Here is a 16,914-nt window from a genome sequence, read left to right as displayed (position 1 = left end):
TCCACCGGCCTCGGAAGAGCCAGCAGAGGGGCGCACACGGAGACCGATCACGATGAAGCCGATCACAGAACGCGACCCCAGCGAAGAACTCACACCCCGAGCCGCACGGCGTCAGTTTTTGAACGCCAAGCGCGGGAACGTCAAAGAATCCAGCTACCGGGCCTACAAATTCCCCACCCGGCACTTTGTCGAATACTGCGAGAACGAGGGCATCGACGCAATCGGCCAAGTCAACAGCTACCTCATGGAATCGTGGGTACAGAAACGGGAAGCCGAAGACGTGAAGCCCATCACGGCCCAGCAGACCGTAAAACTCGTCCGGGTCTTCATCAAATGGTGCGAGAACTCCGGCCTGATCGAGCCGGGCGTCTACGACCGAACCCGCGTCCCCAACGTGAGCGAAAAAGAGCAAGTCAGCCAAGAGGTCTTACGGGCACACGCCGCTAACCAAATCCTCGACTACCTCTCGACCTACGAATACGCCACCCGACAGCACGCGCTCTTCCAGCTAATGTGGGAGACCGCCAGCCGAATCTCCGGGGCGATCTCACTCGATCTCGAAGACCTCGGAAGAGATCGAGAAGGCGACCCCGCACTAACGTTCGTACACCGAGAAGCCCAGGGAACCCCGCTGAAGAACAACGAGAAGAGCGAGCGGACAATCCAACTCTCGGAAGGCCTCTTCGACGTTCTCCAAGACTACATCGAAATGCGGCGGCCCGACGTGACAGACGAATACGGGAGGAACCCGCTCTTCACAACGGCGAATGGTCGGCTCACCCGCCAACGGGCCTACAAGAACACCGTCGCCCTCACCCGGCCCTGCGTCTACGCCGGTCAGTGCCCCGCCAACAAGGACATAGAAACCTGCGAGTTCACCAAAAAGAAGCGGGCCATGTCCTGCCCGGAGAACGTCAGCCTTCACCCCATCCGGCGCGGCTCGATCACCGATCACATCAACAGAGGGTGGCCGAAAGAGTTGCTGTCGGAGCGCGTAGATGTATCTGTCGAGGTACTGGAGAAGCACTACGACGCGAGAACGCAGGAAGACGCCTTGCGGAGACGGAAGCAGTACCGAGACCTTCTCTAACCCAGAAGGGGCCTTCTATAATCTATCTGAAAGATATATAATCTCAGCGACCGTCAGAAAAAGTATGTCGCTAAAACCGTCGCCGATGCAGGCCGTACTGGTTCAGGAGGCCGTCGTTCAGGCCATCAAGCGAGGTGACCTGAACCAGCACGAAGAAGAGCTAATGCAGAACTTCTGTAACGATATCGACCTCTACCTGGTCGGCGTCAGCCTGTAACTCCGAATCCTGGAAGGGTGCTTCTCGACCTGGGCTGAAACGCAGAAGGCCCCTTACAGACCCTCAAGGAAACTGTTATATCCGCCCCTCTCCTCTCCGAAGTGCGGGAGGCATCCCGTAATTGGTTGCATTTGGGTCTGGGGTCTGGTTGGCTCCAGTAACAGTCGTCGGTCGTCGGCTCACCCGGCTGGTTACCGGGAACGGCCTTTTACACGAATCACCAGTAACATAATTCAGAATCATTACCTATCGGGGCCGATCGCCCACACCCGAGATCGGCCCTAACGCGCGTGGAAAACCCAGATATTTTCGAGGCAGGTAACGTAGCGAATCAGCATCGTGAATCGAACGGTGTAATAACCGACCGGCCTGTTATCGACAATCAACGAAATACCGTCGGTGGCCAGCCACCGATCTCGACCAGCGGCCCGATCAGAGGTATCCGTCTCCGGCTCCAGATATGGTCTTCTCACATCTCTCAATCGTTCGAAGCCCAGCCGTAGCAGATACCAAGAACGGCTCTCCACGGAGTAGCCTTCCACGTCACCACCACTGCCACTACCACCAAGTCCCACCAGAGCCACGAGAACGCTTTCTGTTGAGTTTCTTTTTTCTCTGAATGCCTTTCTACATTCGAACCAGGAAATGTAACAGGAGCGAATCTGAGCCGTCTGAGGGGGCCGGCGATCTGGAGAGACTCTGTGTGCTAATGGGCTTCAATTATATTCTCTAATTAGATTATACACAACACTCATAAGGTTGGCAACCGAAGGTTGGGTGAGAAGAAGGTCGTTCAGGCTCAACAAGGGACTGAGACCGAGAACAGCTATACCGAGAACAGCTATACCGAGAACAGCTATCCGATCTCGATTCCTCTTCTTTCCGGGCCGAACCGAGTGTGGTAACAGATTCACATACCGACGTGTATCGGCTATACTCGGTACCACCAGCGGAACCGTACCCGGTACTCTCACCGGTATTACCCAAGGTTTACCGAAACAAGCAGGAACAGCGGCTATCTGGTTCGGTAAACCCCTGGTGAAACCACTGGTAGCCTGATTAGGTATACCACTGGTATTCTGATTGGGGCTTATTGCTGGTACCTGATTGAGGTAGATACCATAGGGTACCTTAGGAAACCCTATCCGAGTAACCGAGTATAGCCGGTAGGTGACTATAGTACCATGCCACGATAATAGCACACTGGCCCAGATCGGGGAACGACAATTGCCGTGATTTCCCCCACGTCGGGACTCGCGCCGGTTCGAGGGCCGACTGTCGCACTCAGAACCACGGGCTCACGGGCAAAATACGAGTCGGTCGGCTTCAAGACTGTACGATGGCGGCTACGTTCCCGAGATGAGAACGGTTGTCTCAGTAGACGAGACCCCGCCCCGAGATCGGCTCGAAGAGTGCGGGACTGGTATCGTCTACGAAAGCTGGGCCGCCGACTACGAGTTGGTAGAAGAGTTGTGTTCCCTGGTTGTGGTAGGGGCGTTCCCGCCGCGCGTGGCGTTTTCAGCGACTACCCGAACAACTCTTCTGAGTGCACATCAAGAGCTGCTTCATCCATCTTCTCACCGATCTTGTCTATACTCAGCCCCGTTTTCTCGGTTAAATCCATGTATGCGACAACGGATGCGCCCATGAATCGGCGCGCTTCAGCCACTACATCTTTCGGATGGTCAAATTCCTCATCTAACACCTTTAGCCGGCTATTTCGGTCTAACACATTTGCGAGATACTGATTTTCGTGAACAATGTCTCCCCTAAGTGAGTAAATGTCCTGTAGGAACTTTTGGATGTATTCTCTTTCGTAGGGTAGCCTATCGTACAGTATCTGACCTCCACGCAATTTGAGTCGAAAAGTGATTGAGTTTCCTGACCCGACTCCGTGGAGAAGGAGCCCTTCCAGCCCAATTAGACAGTCAAGGAGTTGATCTTCGTAGAATCGTTTCGACCAAATCTCGTTGAATCGCTGAATTGAACGGGTGAACTGCCCGTTCTTATCGAGACGAATCCGTTGGCAATGACGCTCCCAGAACTCAGTAAACTCTTCAACCGAGTCCGGATACAGCAGGTATGCTTCTTGCCGTTGTGTTCGGTCTTTGTTGGCGTCTCCGATTACTGTGAAGTCCGGAATTCCTTCTCTGAATTCCAGCCAATTGGGTTCACGCCGGAAGGTAGTGCCAACAATCAAATCACCTGTTTCTGGGTCAGGGTCAAAGAGTCGAAGTGCAGTTGCTAACCGCTCTCCGATCTCCTCACCCGGGTCATAGAGAGTCGCTTCAGGTTCGCGTGCCGCGATCTCTGCATGGATTTTGTACTCACAAGCGTCAATAGGGTTTAGATTGAACTGCTCTCCTCCACCTGCTGAAGATGTATGGATTCCCCGCCTTTCCGAATCAGTGATAGGACAGATACGAAGCGACTCAACTCGATAGTAATTGTGCCGTCTTCGACGAAGTTCGAATTCTGGAGATAATTCGATAACTGCCTCGTCGTCTCTTGGGATATTGAATAGGTGAAGTGGAATGATGATTTCGAAGGTTTTCAGTCCGGTCTCGTACTTCGGAAGCCAACGTTCCTCGTATGCTTGATTGAACCCTTCCTCCGTGACCACGTAACCTCCTGAGTAATCCATTACTGTACCAGCGAAGTTGAAAAGCGCGTTAACGTAGGAGAATAGATTAGGTTCCTCAGGGGGTTCGTAGTCCTCCGGTGCGCTGAGAAATACTACGTCTTCGTCACCGGGGTCAGCAGGCCCCTTGAGACCAAATCCGTTTCCGGTCTCGTGCATCCACTCTGCGGTCTCTTTGAAGAACTCCTGCTGGCGTGAGGAATAGAACGTAATAATCCGTGAAGGCTCATCGATGATCTTCTCTTTTCTGTCCATCCGATCTCCTGCAGCAATTCGAAGTTTGGGGACGAAATCTTGCTCCTCACGGATGGTTTCAACAAAATCTTCCACACACTCTCTGACCCGTGCCTTCAATTCGCTATCCGAACTGCCCATAGTAGGACAAGTAGCCAATTTGTCTTCAAATTGTGTTCCCGACCGCCACAATCCTTTGCCTACGAAGGACACCCGTGAGCGTGGGGATTCCTGTTGTCTTGTGATTTGAGAAATGAATAGTGATTATGTCGGATAGTTCTCAGCTCCTTGGAAGGTTAACTCCTCGGTGATACTGACCGAAGACGCTCGTTCCGCTTCTCCGCAGTCTCGATAAGTCTCTCATTCAGGTCATCGCCGTTCCTACCGTGATGGACTTCTCGGTGGCAGTTAGGACAGATAGCAATAACGTTCTCCGGGTCATCAACGCCGCCATCACTGACGCGGTAGAGATGGTGCACTTCCAGATACGGTTCGCCCTTTTGAGAAACAAACGGGGCTTCTTCTGAGCAAGCCTGACAAATCCCATCAGCCATCCGTAGTGCGAAGTCTCGAACGAGGTCGCTCCGAGTATAAGGCGTTCTCGTGCTGGTAGTTGTGGTGACAGACTTCCCGGGGGCACTCTGTTTTGCACGTTTGAACAATTCATCATCGGACAACGTACCGACTTCAGATTCGTCTAAGCTCGTCTCCAGACCACCTTGCGGTTCCAATTTGAACCGGACTGCATCACGCATTTCGTCGTTATCGTCTGGGGCACGCTCCCAATAGTGGTCTACGTACTCATACTCTCCATCATAGGTCACTACGTCTGCACCGTTCTGTTCACCGACCTTCTCAAAGACGAGTAGTGAGTCGCCGTTTTCTTTGTGTTTTAGGATACGCTCGTTCCCGCCGTCAAGCGTCATATCTCCCAACCGACCTTCACCAGAGTAGACAAACAATCCGTTGTCGAGGAACCGGTCACTGTACCCGTGTTCTTCGGAATCGGGGTCGGTGAAGATGAAGATAAATGATTCAGAGGAGGGTGTAGAAATCCCGTACTGTCGCTGACCCTTGAATTGGTTGTGGAGTTCTTTTCGCAGGTATCGCTCCCCAACCACGAAGTTCGGCTTCTGAGGTACGTTACTAATCTCCATATCCTAAGAATCAAACTAACCAACAATAGTTCTGACTACCGCGCGAACATCCCGGCAGTTAGACCTCCTTGGTCAATATCGATCTCCGCCTCTTTGATTCGCTTCATTGCATAGTCTCGGACTGTTGCCTGCGAATCACCGAATCTCTCTAACTCTCCTTCTGCTTTCAGCACAACTCCAACCGGCTCCCACTCCACATCACTGAATTCTTCGCCAACCCAGCCTTCAATCCCGCTGAATTGGGAACTAAGTCCTTCATTGAACTGCACCCAATTCAGCCAGCATTTGTTGGAGAGGTCATACCAATCGCCCTTCTTCACTTTTGCCTCTACTCGGTCGATTTCCCATTCTCCAGACCAATCGTAATTTCGATGAACTCGAATCCGGCTTGTGTTCTTCTTGAGACAATCTACCTTGACGAACAAGGTATTCTCTAAGGTTCTGTCCAATTCCGACTCCGTCTCAACAAGAGGGAGAGAATAGAAAACCGTCCTCGGTAGGATGTTGGCAAGTTTAAGAAGGGTATCCAACTGACCGGGGTGGTCGGTATGAAACGAGAATGGCCGCTTACGGTAATTTAGGATGTACGGTCGTTTGAATTGGAGAAATAGACTTTTGAGGAAAGGGAGTTCGACGTCGTATCCCAGAGCGTTCTCCAGTTGACTTGATGGGGCAACTGCGGCTGTCGATGTGTACGGTGGTTTAGTCAGTTCGAGCGCCTGTGAAATCGCGTTTAGAGTAAGTGAAATCTCAAAAGGGGTATCTGCCATAGATGGAACTTCTTAGCGGTATAATATAAAATTGAGGTCGAGGTGAACTCCCGAGCTATTCTATATGTCTCTGATGTAGTCCTGCCTCCTTTCTGCTTTCTCTGCGTTCGTCCCCTTACCGTAGTGCTTGTTCAGCACTTTCCCGGTCATATTTACTCGCTCACCAGTCACGTCCCCGGGCTGACCTGCATTCCGCGCCGCCCTGACATAGCTCCGACGAAGGGCATACGGGCTGACTGAGCTGGGACACGTGAGGCGTTCCAAGACATAGCCTCGCAGGCCTCAGGTTCCCGGTCGAACGGGCAGTTCCCACTGTTGTCGTAGCAGGGACGGGTCGCCGTGTAGATGTACCGTTGGATGGTCGTCTCTGCGACGCGCCCGGTCTGCAAGGCAAGGAGTGGCTTCCTGCCGTGTTTGTCCGTCACATCCTCTACGTTGCGTTCCGCCCAGTCGCAGGCGTGTTGCATGTAGTGGATTCCCTCAAGGCCTTCTCGCTTGATTTTGTCCTGTGACCAGAACACGAGATAGACGTAGGTTGGATGCCACTTATCGAGATCAACACTCATCGGGAGAGAAGCGGGGAAGGGGGGTTATTCGTCAGCCAGTTCGTAGTGGTCAGCCCAGCCCTCTCGAACACAGGTCATTCCTGCGCTATCGAGCCGATCACGAGCCGGGGTATCGTTTTCTCGTATGATTTCGACCATTTCTGGGTGGTATTCGCCGTCTTCGGCTATCCAGTTTATCCGGGCCTCACGGACGATCTCGCGCGGAACCATGTCGATCGTCGCGTCGATGAAGATTGAGTCGGGATGTGTGTCGTCAACCCAGTAATCGAGCGGTTCAACAGTCGCCCACCCGATTTCGGTGCCGTCGGCGTCGTACACGCGGAGCGTCCATGTCATACCCCGACTCGGTGAACAGAGTATATACCTGTCACGCCGAGGTAGTTTCCAAATATCCGAATTACCCTATCCAGCGGGACGCGACGAGTCGAAGTGTTGCCCATTGGGTATCCATCAGAAACCCTGCCCGGCCTCAAACAATCCCTGTCTCACCCTCACGAACCCTCTCCAGCAGGAACGCGCCGCCTCTTTGATCGAGGCCTCGGTGAGCCGTGGCGACGCCACGGGTAAGCGGGTCTCGGATGAGAGGGCTATCCGTCACCGGGAACCCTATTCGTCTTACTCATAACAATATACGCCGCCTTATATAGGGGGGCTGAACGCAGGGCGATTGTTGTTGAGGATATTGCGGAACTTGGGGATACCCTTCTCCAGAACGCGCTTCTCGACCCCGAGGGATTCGATGAGGTTCCGGAAGGGGTCTTGTGGCTCCAGCAGATCATCCTCCGTCGAGTCGGACGGGTACTTCCGGGTTGGGTAGTAGATCATGCCCTCGCCACGGTAGTCCACGCTGGCGACGAGAATACAGACGATGATGATGATATCTCGAACAGTGTAGTAGGGGCTGTACGTCGGAAAGTGGATGCCGTGCAGGAGATACAGTGCCCGATCTCGCTGGTGGCGAGATAGCTCCAGGTAGCCGGCGATCGCGTCGAACATCTCCCTGTTGTCCTTCTGCCGAAGTCGCTTGTTGTCCCCCCAGTTCCCGTTCCACAGCCCTGTGTTGTGGCCGTAGAATCGCCGCCACCGTTCTTCCAGGTTAATAGCGCCCTTGTAGAGACGGCGTCGCTGTGCGGCTGGTACGTCCTGAATATGAAATTTGGTGGCGTTCTCCGTGGCCGGCTCGCTAAGCGGGACTGCTTCGGTCTCGTCGTATGGCATGATCTGTCCGGGAGAAGAGGCGGCGGCGCTTCCCGCCGCTTGAGACTTCCCCCATCTGGATTGCGTAGGCGAATATAACGCTATCGCAAACGCCGAGAAAGGGTCTTCCGTGTGCGAGAAACACCCAGTGAGAAGAGGGCGATGACGATTCCTGGCGCAGAACTCTCTGAAGACACCAAGTGGTGGCCCTCTAACGGCGACTACCCGATAACATATCTGTTTTCGGAACGCTCCAAGCGCGAGTTGTCCGTCAACCGATGACTCGTGCCGCTACCGGAGTCTTTTGCCGGTTAGCGAGTACCACATTTTCGGCGTACGTGAGGGGGGCATAGTCGATAAGGGGATGGGTTCAACTCTCGATATCCTCGAAAGACTTTATAAGTCACCCGCTGTAGAGCCTGTGTACGCCACTCTCAAAGCCTAAAGAACTGGTGAGTGGGGTCGGAGGGATTTGAACCCCCGATCGACTGATATCTCCGGTGCGCCTCGGAACTCCAGAGGGTCATCACACGGACGCTGATCAGGCGTCCGATCAGTATATCAGTCTGGAGTGTCGTCCCGGGCGCGAGCCTCTGGAGTCAGTCGCCATGCCTGGCTTGGCCACGACCCCTCGGCGAGTCGTAGGGCGAACCCACCTAAAGTGGTTTCGATTTGTGGGCCAGCAACCGGGAGCGAGCGGCGCTATCGCTCCGTGTCGTCGCGACGCAATCGGGCCAGCAGGTAGCCGGTCCCGGTGATGCTCGCGAGCGCGGTGAACGCGCCCGGACCCGGACTTCCGTCCGCGTTCTCGTCACCGTCGGAGTTCGCCTCGGTGGCGTTTTCGACGGCGTCGACCTCGGTGCCGTCGGATTCGTTGCCGTCACCATCTTCGCCGTCGTCCTCGGCGTCGTCGACACTACCGCCAGTTCCGCTGCTGTCGCTCTCGCCGTCGCCGCCACTTCCGTCCGTATCGCCACCGTCGGTCTCGTCGCCGTCCCCCTCGTCCGCGGGGTCGTCGGCGTCGAACACCCGTCCGCCGAGACGACCCTCCTCGTCGAAAGCGAGGAATCGGACGGTGTCGGCCTCGCCCTTCGTCCGGATTCGGTGCGCCCCGGTCTCCCTCGAACCGCTTACGCTCGTCTCCCTGGAGTCGACGACGGCCCCGTCGTGGAGCAGTTCGGACCGCGCCGTCGCGAGGTCCGCGTCCCCGCTCGTCACGTCCCAGCGGACGCGGTACCACACCCACGGCGGGTTGCTCCTGTCGATCACCTCGAGGGAGGCGACCTCCGGGCCGGAACCCCCGTCCGCGCTCGCGTATCCCGCCAGCGGTCCCGTCAGTCCGACGGCCCCGACGGCCGCGAGCAAGCGCCGGCGGCCGGTCGACTCGACGCCTGCCGAAGCGGTCGAATCCGGCGGCCTGGAACCGAGTTCCGCACCGTCTTCGCGTCCACCGTCCGTTTCGTTCTGTGGGCCATCACTTTCTATCATATCTGTGTAGGACCTCAATTTTAGCCCACTTCCATAAATGTTATTTAGAATAGCTAACACTGTACTCGATCGGGTCGGCTAATTTACAGTAGCCCCTCGCGGAACGTAGCGTCACGACGGAACGATCGGCAAACGGGTGTCGCCTACCGAAGAGAGAGAAGGCATCCGGCCGGTGCTTACAGCCACGGGGCCCGGCCCTCGGCGGGCGTCACGTCGTCGCCCGGGAACGGCGCCTCCTCGCGGTCGGCCTCCCCGTCGCCACGCTCGCCCGCCCGGCCGCCGTCGGCGAGGGTCCCCGCGTCCGTCCTCGCCGGCGCCGGCGAGGGCGACGGCGATTCGGCTGGTTCGTCGGCCGCGTCGGTCTCCGAATCCGACTCGGGGTCGAACGCGAACAGCGCGGCGACACAGAGCACCGCCAGCGGGGCCTGCCCGAACGGCATCCCCAGCAACGACAGCGGCAGCAGGCCGAGCGCGACGGCGCTGCCGAAGCGGAAGCGGTCGATGTCGAGGTACTCGCGCAGGTACGGGCCGCCGAGGGCGATCGACAGGGCGAACGCGACGCCGACGACGGCCGCGAGCGTCGCGTTCGCGACCAGCGCGGGGTCGTCCATGACGACGAATTCGAACCCGCTCGGGTCGAGGCTGGCGACCAGTCCGAGGGCGATGACGATTCCGGAGCTGGGCAGGTACTCGCCGACGGTCGCGCTCGCGGTCTTGGCCGCGATGCCGGCGATCACGAGCGCGGCGAACCGCTCGAAGACGACGATTTCGAGGACGCTCGCGATCGCGGGCGCGAGCGCCGCCTGAACGGCCGCGAGGGCCACCAGCGGCACGCCCACGAGCAGGACGACCTTCATCTGCTCTGCCGGGGTGCCGTCCATCTCCGCGAGGATGACTGCGACGGTGGCGCTGCCGCCGAAGATCAGCAGGCCGACCTGCAGGGCGCCCAGCGGTTCGTCGAGCGCGCCCGCGAGGATCAGCGCGGGGAAGATGCCGTCGATCAACGGCAGCCCCATCACCAGCGCCAAGAGTCTGGTGTCACCGCCCACTAACCGCTCGAGACGGAGGGCGACCGGGTGTTGTGACGTGCTCATCGATCAGGTTCGATGGCCGTAACCCAAGGCCGAAGGGTGGTACCGAGAACGGTCCAGCAAGGGCTGACGCGATGCGAGCCAGTCCGTCGCTTGCCGGAGGCCTCGCGCTGTGAGTGTGCATTTCCCGTTAAAGAACGTCGTGGCGGAGTCGAGACTCGTCCGACCGACGGTACGGGATGCGCCGATACTCACAGCGTTCATACTCGGCAACAGTAGGCGATCGTTAATAAACGTTGTGTGGCAAATCGAGCCACGATCGAAAAAATCGTCACCGAATCCGGGCATCGGGCGACGAAATCGTGGTGAGCGGTGCCAACGACTGACGTACCGTCGCCGCCGGAGGGGGTACGTCGACGGCCCTCGGCGGGCGGTCCTTTTCGGTCGACGCAACGGTTGCCACCCGGCGGGCCGGCGTTCCGAGGGACTGCGGCGACGCCCAGTCGCGGGTGCCACGGACCGGCCCGCGCGCCGGTCGCCCGCTCCGCTCTAATCTCGCAACGTTTTTGGCCCGCGGTTCCGGACGGTTTACATGGCGAACGACGTTCCCGAGCACGAGCCCTACTCCTCGAAACTTCGCGTACCCGAAGCGCTGACGTTCGACGACGTCCTGTTGCGCCCGAAAGAGAGCCGCGTCGAACCCGACGACGCCGACCTGACCTCCCGCGTCTCGAAGAACGTCGAGGTCTCGGTCCCGATCCTCTCGGCGGCGATGGACACCGTCACCGAGAGCGACATGGCGATCGCGATGGCCCGCCACGGCGGCCTCGGCGTCCTCCACCGCAACATGAACGCCGACCGGATGGTCGAGGAGATAGAGCGCGTCAAGCGCGCCGACGAACTCATCATCCCCCTCGAATCGGTCGTCACCGCCGATCCCGAGATGACCGTCCGCGAGGTCGACGAGATGATGGTCCGCGAGGGCGTCGGCGGCGCGCCCGTCGTCAACACCCGCGGGGAGGTGCTGGGGATCATCTCGAGTACGGACATCCGTCCGCACCTCGAAGTCAACGAAGACGACCCCGTCACGGCGGCGATGACCGACGAGGTCATCACCGCCCCCGAGGACGTCGACGCCCGCGAGGCGTTCGACCTGATGTACGAGCACAAGATCGAGCGCGTCCCGGTCGTCGACGACGAGAACCTGCTGGTCGGCCTCGTGACGATGCAGGGTATCCTCCAGCGCCGCGAGTACGAGGAGGCCGTCCGCGACGACGACGGGCGACTCCGCCTCGGCGTCGCCGTGAGTCCGTTCGAGTTCGACCGCGCGGTCGCCGCCGACGAGGCCGGCGCCGACGTGCTGTTCATCGACACCGCCCACGCCCACAACCTGAACGTCATCGAGGGCGCCCGCGAGATCGAGGAGTCCGTCGACGCCGACGTCGTCGTCGGCAACGTCGGGACCCGCGAGGCCGCCGCCGACCTCGTCGACTTCGCCGACGGCATCAAGGTCGGCATCGGCCCCGGTTCGATCTGTACCACGCGGGTCGTCTCGGGCGCCGGGATGCCCCAGATCACGGCCGTCGCGCAGGTCGCCGACGTCGCCGCCGAACACGACGTCCCCGTCATCGCCGACGGCGGCATCCGCTACTCCGGCGACGCGATCAAGGCGGTCGCCGCCGGCGCCGACGCCGTCATGCTCGGCTCGTACTTCGCGGGCACCGAGGAGGCGCCCGGCCGCGTCGTCACCATGAACGGCAAGAAGTACAAGCAGTACCGCGGGATGGGGTCGGTCGGCGCGATGAAGTCGGGCGACGCGGACCGCTACCTCAAGGAGGACCCCGAGGACGACGAGGAGTACGTCCCCGAGGGCGTCGAGGCCGCGACCCCGTACAAGGGTACCCTCAAGTCCGAACTCCACCAGTTGGCCGGCGGGATGCAGTCCGGGATGGGCTACGTCGGCGCCGAGACGATCCCCGAGTTCAAAGAGCGCAGCGAGTTCGTCCGCGTCTCCGCGGCCGGCCAGACCGAGAGCCACGCCCACGACGTCGTCATCACCGACGAGGCACCGAACTACTCGCCGAACGAGTAGGGACCCGTCCGAGACGCGCCCGACCCTTTATGCGGGCGCGCCGTGCACACGCCGGCATGGACGTCGAGTCCTTCTTCGAGGAGATGCCGTTCGCCGACCTGCTCGGGGTCGAGGTGACGACCGTCGCGGACGGCCACGCCGAGGGCCGGATCGAGGTGCGCGAGGAACTGTCCTGGAACGCCGATCGGCTGGTGGCCCACGGGGGCGTGACGTTCACGCTCGCGGACACCGTCGGCGGCGCGGCGCTCGTCTCGCTGGTGGAGCGGCCGGTGCCGACGATCGACATGCGCATCGACTACCTCGCGGCGGGAACCGGGGACCTGCGCGCCGAGGCCGACGTCGTCCGGCAGGGCGGCGACGTCGGCGTCGTCGACGTGGCGGTGTACGCGACCGACGACGGGACCCACGTCGCGGACGCCCGCGGCGTCTACAAGACGGGGTGAGCCGACGGCTCCGGACGGCGGTCACGCGAGCGTCGAGGCCGGAACGCGGCGTTCAGCCGATCGTAAACGACGTGCCGCAGTCGCCACAGGTCAGCCGGAAGGCCCCCTCGTCGGTCAGTTCGAGGCCGTGGCCGACCTCGTCCCCGCACTCGCGACAGAAGACCAGCGACTCGATCTCGTCCCAGTCGTGTCTCGCGCCGGGGGCGCCGAAGGCGAACGCGACGACGCGCTCGTCGGCGGCCTCGTCGTTGTACCCCGTCTGGTACTCGCCGGGGGCAAAGCGGATCGCCTCGCCCGCTTCGACGGTGGCCGCGGCCTCCTCGTCGGCCGTGTCGAACGTCGCGGTTCCCGTCTCGACGTAGAACACCTCCTCCTGATCGTGGTGGGTGTGCAATCCGCCCGAGAAGGACTCGCCGGGATCGAGTTCGAAGTAGTTCATCGCGAAGTCCGTCGTGCCGAGCGCCTTCGAGACGGGCCGTCGGATCTCGTGGACGTTCATCGGGTTCGGAACCGCCTCGACGTCGTCGATCGAGACTTTCTCCATGTCCCGACGGTCGTCGGCCGGTGGCTAAAACCCCGGGGCCGCCAACCCGGGCCGCAGGACCACCGACCCGCTCAGCGGCGCCGGAACTCGGTCGAGAGCGCCGTGTGCGGCGCCCGTCGACTCAGGCGAACAACTGGTCGAACACCGCCGCCTGACCCCGCCGCAGGCGTTCGAGGAACGCCGACTTGCCGATCCCGAGTTCCGCCGCCACCTCCGAGGCGGTCGCCCCCTTCGGCACCGCGAAGTACCCCATCCGGTGGGCCGCCCGGATCGCCTCCTCCTGGGCGGGCGTGAGGTCCCAGCGCCTGGCGACCGCCCGCTCGTCCTCGTCGCCGAGGGGGTAGACGCGTTCGAGGGTCACCCCGACCGTCTCGCCCGCCGCTTCGAGCACCCCCTCCAGAACGTCGTAGCCGACGACGGCGCCGGCGTAACGCTCCTCGCCGCGCCGGTAGCGGATCGAGTCGACGAGAAAGCCCGCGTCGATCAACTCGTGGACCACGCAGGGCTGGCGCGAGAGACACCGGTAGTTGGTCCGGCCGTCGGTGTGCGAGGCGTGGAGGTAGCGGATGCGGTCGTCGGCGTCGAGGGCCTCCGCGAGCGCGGCCCCGTGGGGCGCGCTGAACCGCAACAGCGCGTTCCCGTCGCGCCGTCGCTGGGGCGGCCGGGAGTCGACGGCCGAGTCGGTCTCCCGGGTCGCCGCCGCCAGCGGGCAGTCGTCGCCGGTGACCGCGAACTCGACGGCGAGACACTCGGCGATCACGTTCGGGAACAGCCCGCGCTCACGTATAAATCCCGTCCATGGACGGGCCAAGAGGTACGCGAGCCGAACCCGAACGAATAATCATGGACCTCGATACCGTCACGGAGCGCGCCGGGCCGCGGGCGTTCGGCCCGGCCGACGACATGCCCGAGGAGTACCGGGAGGCGGCGACCCGGATGATCCAGTTCCACGCGAACAGCGAGATCATGGGCGCGTACCTCGAACGGCCGTTCATCCGGCAGGCGCCGTCGCTCGACCGAAAGCTCGCGTTCTCGGCGAAGGTACAGGACGAGATCGGGCACGGCCAACTCCTCTACCGGGCGGCCGAGTCGCTGGGGATCAAGACGCGCGAGGAGATGCTCGACGAACTCGCGGCGGGCGAGGGCAAGTTCCTCAACTGCTTTCACTACCCGATGGAACACTGGTGGGAGACGCCGATGATCGCCTTCTTCGTCGACGGCGCGGCGATGCGACGGCAGGCCACCCTCAAGCGGTCGAGCTGGGAGCCGTACGCCCACGCGATGGACAAGATCTGTTTCGAGGAGGGGTTCCACGTCAAACACGGCGAGGACATCATGCGCGAACTCGCGACGGGGTCGCGCAAGGAACGGGAGTTGCTGCAGGAGGCGTTCGAGGAGTGGTGGCCCCGGATCATCCAGTTCTTCGGGCCGACGGACACGCAGTCGACCCACCACGACTTCTCGGCGGCCGTCGGGCTGAAGCAGATGACCAACGACGAACTGCGCAACGCCTTCCTCACCGCGTACGTCCCGAAAGCGCGCAAGTACGGCCTCGAAATCCCCGACGAGCCCCGGATCCGCGAGCGCGACGACGGCACCTACGAGGTCGTCGAGGACGACCTCGACTGGGACGAGTTCTTCCGGGTCGCGAAGAACGAGTACGAGGGCAGCCACGAACAGATCGGCAAGCGCCGGCGGACCCAGGAGGCCGTCGAGTGGGTCCGCGAGGCCCTCGACGAACACGAGGGCGCGGCGACCGGCGAGACGGTCGCGGAGGCGGCCGATTGACCATGATCTGGGAAGTGTTCCGCCAGGAGAAGCCGGGAGGGTACCACACTCACTGCGGGGACGTCCACGCGCCGGACGCCGAGATGGCGAAGCTGTTCGCCGAGATCCAGCACGGCCGGCGCAAGCCCACCAACAGCCTCTGGGTCGTCCCGAAGTCGGCGGTCGAGGAGGTCGACGCCGAGGACACCAACTTCGGCGGGACGACCGACAAGTCCTACCGGTGGGCGATGACGTACAACCGCGTCGACGAGAGCTTCGCCGAGGAGGTCGCCGACTCCCAGCGCGAACAGGAACGCGCCGACCGCGAGCGCGAACGCGACGCGACCGCCGGAGGTGACGACTGATGGCGACCGTCGAACCCCTCCCCGGACCCGACGACCTCGACGCCGAGGAGCGCGAGGCCGTCGAGACGCTCCTCTACCGGCTGGCCGACGACGAGTTCGTCCTCGCGGAACGCTACACCGAGTGGCAGGTGCGCGCGCCCACCCTCGAATCGGACCTCGCGCTGGCGAACGTCGCTCAGGACGAGTACGGCCACGCCCGCCTCTGGTACGACCTGCTCGCGGACTTCGGTTACGACGAACCGGACCTGCTCTGGGAGCGCGACCCCGGCGCGTTCCGCCACGCGACGCTGGTCGAACGCCCCTTCGAGACCGGCGACTGGGCCGACGCCATCGTTCGCTCGTACCTCTACGACGAGGCCGAGCGTCTACGGCTGGCGGCGCTCGAAGAGTCCTCGTACCCCCGGATCGTCGACCGCGTCGGCAAGGTGCGAGGCGAGGAGGACTACCACCGCGAACACGCGACGAACTGGCTCGAACGGCTGGCCGAGACCGAGGACGGCCGCGAGCGCGTCGAAGACGCCGTCGACCGGCTGTTCCCGCACGCGCTGACGCTGTTCGAACCGGTCGATCCCGAGATCGAGCGCCGGATCGACGACCTCGGACTGCGGACCCGCTCGCTCGACGAGATGGGCGCGGAGTGGCTCGACACCGTCGTCCCCTTCTTCGAGTCGCTGGGCGTCGAGACGCCCGTCTCGGGGCGCGACGAGGTGACCGAGGCCGACCTCCCCGACGCCCGCGGCCGGGACGGGAGCCACACCGACGACTGGTTTACCCTCCACGACGAGTTCACCCGCACGTACCGCGAACTCGGGCGGACGGAGGCGGGCCGGATCATGGGTGATCCCGACGATGAGTGAGTTCGACCCCCGCGATCCCGCCGTCGAGTTCGATCCCGATCCCGACGCGGAGGCGACGCCCTGCGCGTACACCGAGTACGTCCGCGGCTCCGACCCCGAGGACCTGCCGGCGACCGGCGAGGGCGCGACGGGCCTCGAACGCGAGGTGTGGGACGCCCTCTACGAGGTCGAGGACCCGGAGATGCCCGTCTCGATCGTCGACCTCGGGCTGATCTACGGGGTCGACGTCGACGAGGGTGACGCCGCCGAAACGCGCGCCACCGTGCTGATGACGCTCACCTACACCGGCTGTCCCGCCCGGAGCATGCTGTTGAACGACGTCGAGGAGGCCGCCGCCTCGCCCGAAGGCGTCGACGCGGCCGACGTGGAACTCGTCTGGAGTCCGGAGTGGTCACTCGAGATGGTCACCGACCGGGGGAAGGCCGACCTCCGCGAGTTCGGCCTGAGCGTCTGAC

General features: G+C 61.4%; 18 protein-coding genes and 1 tRNA gene. 8 read left to right on the top strand and 11 right to left on the bottom strand.

Features of this window, described 5'->3' with window-relative positions:
• Positions 1–52 precede the first annotated feature (52 nt).
• A complete protein-coding gene (locus NKG98_RS01830; protein ID WP_254768043.1) occupies positions 53–1,090 on the top strand; it encodes a tyrosine-type recombinase/integrase in 1,038 nt (345 codons plus the stop codon).
• Between the two features lie 64 nt (positions 1,091–1,154).
• On the top strand, positions 1,155–1,307 hold the full coding sequence (locus NKG98_RS01825; RefSeq protein WP_254768042.1) for a hypothetical protein: 153 nt from the start codon (positions 1,155–1,157) through the stop codon (positions 1,305–1,307).
• Positions 1,308–2,832: 1,525 nt separating this feature from the next.
• On the opposite strand, the gene NKG98_RS01820 is transcribed toward NKG98_RS01825, so the two are convergent.
• From NKG98_RS01820 to NKG98_RS01780, 9 genes are all read right to left on the bottom strand, one after another.
• Positions 2,833–4,323, bottom strand: coding sequence for a HEPN domain-containing protein (locus NKG98_RS01820; protein WP_254768041.1), 1,491 nt, complete (start codon positions 4,321–4,323; stop codon positions 2,833–2,835).
• A gap of 155 nt (positions 4,324–4,478) precedes the next feature.
• Positions 4,479–5,339, bottom strand: coding sequence for an HNH endonuclease (locus NKG98_RS01815; RefSeq protein ID WP_254768040.1), 861 nt, complete (start codon positions 5,337–5,339; stop codon positions 4,479–4,481).
• A 35-nt stretch (positions 5,340–5,374) separates the two neighbouring features.
• A complete protein-coding gene (locus tag NKG98_RS01810; RefSeq protein ID WP_254768039.1) occupies positions 5,375–6,109 on the bottom strand; it encodes a hypothetical protein in 735 nt (244 codons plus the stop codon).
• Positions 6,110–6,276: 167 nt separating this feature from the next.
• Positions 6,277–6,675: a hypothetical protein gene (locus tag NKG98_RS01805; protein WP_254768038.1), complete on the bottom strand. Its 399-nt coding sequence runs from the start codon at positions 6,673–6,675 to the stop codon at positions 6,277–6,279.
• 24 nt (positions 6,676–6,699) lie between these two features.
• Positions 6,700–7,011 (bottom strand): hypothetical protein, encoded by a 312-nt coding sequence (locus NKG98_RS01800; RefSeq protein ID WP_254768037.1) that lies wholly within the window; start codon positions 7,009–7,011, stop codon positions 6,700–6,702.
• 303 nt (positions 7,012–7,314) lie between these two features.
• Positions 7,315–7,893: a hypothetical protein gene (locus NKG98_RS01795; protein WP_254768036.1), complete on the bottom strand. Its 579-nt coding sequence runs from the start codon at positions 7,891–7,893 to the stop codon at positions 7,315–7,317.
• 436 nt (positions 7,894–8,329) lie between these two features.
• Positions 8,330–8,503 (bottom strand) — tRNA-Trp (locus tag NKG98_RS01790).
• A 71-nt stretch (positions 8,504–8,574) separates the two neighbouring features.
• Positions 8,575–9,237 carry a hypothetical protein gene (locus tag NKG98_RS01785; RefSeq protein ID WP_254768035.1) on the bottom strand — a complete coding sequence of 221 codons (663 nt, stop codon included), beginning with the start codon at positions 9,235–9,237 and terminating at the stop codon, positions 8,575–8,577.
• A gap of 299 nt (positions 9,238–9,536) precedes the next feature.
• Positions 9,537–10,454 carry a DUF5794 domain-containing protein gene (locus tag NKG98_RS01780; RefSeq protein ID WP_254768034.1) on the bottom strand — a complete coding sequence of 306 codons (918 nt, stop codon included), beginning with the start codon at positions 10,452–10,454 and terminating at the stop codon, positions 9,537–9,539.
• A 529-nt stretch (positions 10,455–10,983) separates the two neighbouring features.
• On the opposite strand from NKG98_RS01780, the gene guaB reads away from it, so the two are divergent.
• The gene (guaB, locus tag NKG98_RS01775) at positions 10,984–12,483 is read left to right on the top strand and encodes an IMP dehydrogenase (RefSeq protein WP_254768033.1); all 1,500 of its coding nucleotides are present in this window, start codon (positions 10,984–10,986) and stop codon (positions 12,481–12,483) included.
• Positions 12,484–12,539: 56 nt separating this feature from the next.
• Complete coding sequence (locus tag NKG98_RS01770; protein WP_254768032.1) at positions 12,540–12,926, top strand: PaaI family thioesterase; 387 nt, start codon at positions 12,540–12,542, stop codon at positions 12,924–12,926.
• 52 nt (positions 12,927–12,978) lie between these two features.
• On the opposite strand, the gene NKG98_RS01765 is transcribed toward NKG98_RS01770, so the two are convergent.
• Both NKG98_RS01765 and NKG98_RS01760 read right to left on the bottom strand, forming a co-directional pair.
• Complete coding sequence (locus tag NKG98_RS01765) at positions 12,979–13,470, bottom strand: cupin domain-containing protein (protein ID WP_254768031.1); 492 nt, start codon at positions 13,468–13,470, stop codon at positions 12,979–12,981.
• Between the two features lie 121 nt (positions 13,471–13,591).
• On the bottom strand, positions 13,592–14,230 hold the full coding sequence (locus NKG98_RS01760; protein WP_254768030.1) for a helix-turn-helix domain-containing protein: 639 nt from the start codon (positions 14,228–14,230) through the stop codon (positions 13,592–13,594).
• 83 nt (positions 14,231–14,313) lie between these two features.
• Between NKG98_RS01760 and paaA the strand changes: the two genes are divergently transcribed.
• Genes paaA through paaD form a run of 4 tightly spaced genes read left to right on the top strand, consistent with a single transcriptional unit; the run spans position 14,314 to position 16,913 of the window.
• Entirely contained in the window at positions 14,314–15,258 is a 945-nt protein-coding gene (paaA, locus tag NKG98_RS01755; protein ID WP_254768029.1) for a 1,2-phenylacetyl-CoA epoxidase subunit PaaA, read from the top strand.
• A 2-nt stretch (positions 15,259–15,260) separates the two neighbouring features.
• Positions 15,261–15,602 carry a 1,2-phenylacetyl-CoA epoxidase subunit PaaB gene (gene paaB / locus NKG98_RS01750; RefSeq protein WP_254768028.1) on the top strand — a complete coding sequence of 114 codons (342 nt, stop codon included), beginning with the start codon at positions 15,261–15,263 and terminating at the stop codon, positions 15,600–15,602.
• Positions 15,602–16,459 carry a 1,2-phenylacetyl-CoA epoxidase subunit PaaC gene (paaC, locus tag NKG98_RS01745; protein ID WP_254768027.1) on the top strand — a complete coding sequence of 286 codons (858 nt, stop codon included), beginning with the start codon at positions 15,602–15,604 and terminating at the stop codon, positions 16,457–16,459. Before paaB ends, paaC begins: the two co-directional genes overlap by 1 nt.
• The gene (gene paaD / locus NKG98_RS01740; protein WP_254768026.1) at positions 16,452–16,913 is read left to right on the top strand and encodes a 1,2-phenylacetyl-CoA epoxidase subunit PaaD; all 462 of its coding nucleotides are present in this window, start codon (positions 16,452–16,454) and stop codon (positions 16,911–16,913) included. The genes paaC and paaD overlap by 8 nt, the downstream gene beginning before the upstream one ends.
• Position 16,914: the final 1 nt, after the last annotated feature.

The sequence above is a fragment of the Salinilacihabitans rarus genome, from assembly GCF_024296665.1.
Lineage (GTDB): Archaea > Halobacteriota > Halobacteria > Halobacteriales > Natrialbaceae > Salinilacihabitans > Salinilacihabitans rarus.
Note: the sequence above shows the minus strand (reverse complement) of the source record. Positions and strands in the feature narration are given on the sequence as shown.

Bases quoted from the DNA above. Each gene is read 5' to 3' on its own strand.
- paaD (WP_254768026.1), top strand. From the start codon at position 16,452: ATGAGTGAGTTCGACCCCCGCGATCCCGCCGTCGAGTTCGATCCCGAT.
- NKG98_RS01795 (WP_254768036.1), bottom strand. From the start codon at position 7,893: ATGCCATACGACGAGACCGAAGCAGTCCCGCTTAGCGAGCCGGCCACG.
- NKG98_RS01815 (WP_254768040.1), bottom strand. From the start codon at position 5,339: ATGGAGATTAGTAACGTACCTCAGAAGCCGAACTTCGTGGTTGGGGAG.
- NKG98_RS01810 (WP_254768039.1), bottom strand. From the start codon at position 6,109: ATGGCAGATACCCCTTTTGAGATTTCACTTACTCTAAACGCGATTTCA.
- paaA (WP_254768029.1), top strand. From the start codon at position 14,314: ATGGACCTCGATACCGTCACGGAGCGCGCCGGGCCGCGGGCGTTCGGC.
- NKG98_RS01830 (WP_254768043.1), top strand. From the start codon at position 53: ATGAAGCCGATCACAGAACGCGACCCCAGCGAAGAACTCACACCCCGA.
- NKG98_RS01770 (WP_254768032.1), top strand. From the start codon at position 12,540: ATGGACGTCGAGTCCTTCTTCGAGGAGATGCCGTTCGCCGACCTGCTC.
- NKG98_RS01820 (WP_254768041.1), bottom strand. From the start codon at position 4,323: ATGGGCAGTTCGGATAGCGAATTGAAGGCACGGGTCAGAGAGTGTGTG.
- paaC (WP_254768027.1), top strand. From the start codon at position 15,602: ATGGCGACCGTCGAACCCCTCCCCGGACCCGACGACCTCGACGCCGAG.
- NKG98_RS01805 (WP_254768038.1), bottom strand. From the start codon at position 6,675: ATGAGTGTTGATCTCGATAAGTGGCATCCAACCTACGTCTATCTCGTG.
- NKG98_RS01800 (WP_254768037.1), bottom strand. From the start codon at position 7,011: ATGACATGGACGCTCCGCGTGTACGACGCCGACGGCACCGAAATCGGG.
- NKG98_RS01825 (WP_254768042.1), top strand. From the start codon at position 1,155: ATGTCGCTAAAACCGTCGCCGATGCAGGCCGTACTGGTTCAGGAGGCC.
- paaB (WP_254768028.1), top strand. From the start codon at position 15,261: ATGATCTGGGAAGTGTTCCGCCAGGAGAAGCCGGGAGGGTACCACACT.
- NKG98_RS01780 (WP_254768034.1), bottom strand. From the start codon at position 10,454: ATGAGCACGTCACAACACCCGGTCGCCCTCCGTCTCGAGCGGTTAGTG.
- guaB (WP_254768033.1), top strand. From the start codon at position 10,984: ATGGCGAACGACGTTCCCGAGCACGAGCCCTACTCCTCGAAACTTCGC.
- NKG98_RS01765 (WP_254768031.1), bottom strand. From the start codon at position 13,470: ATGGAGAAAGTCTCGATCGACGACGTCGAGGCGGTTCCGAACCCGATG.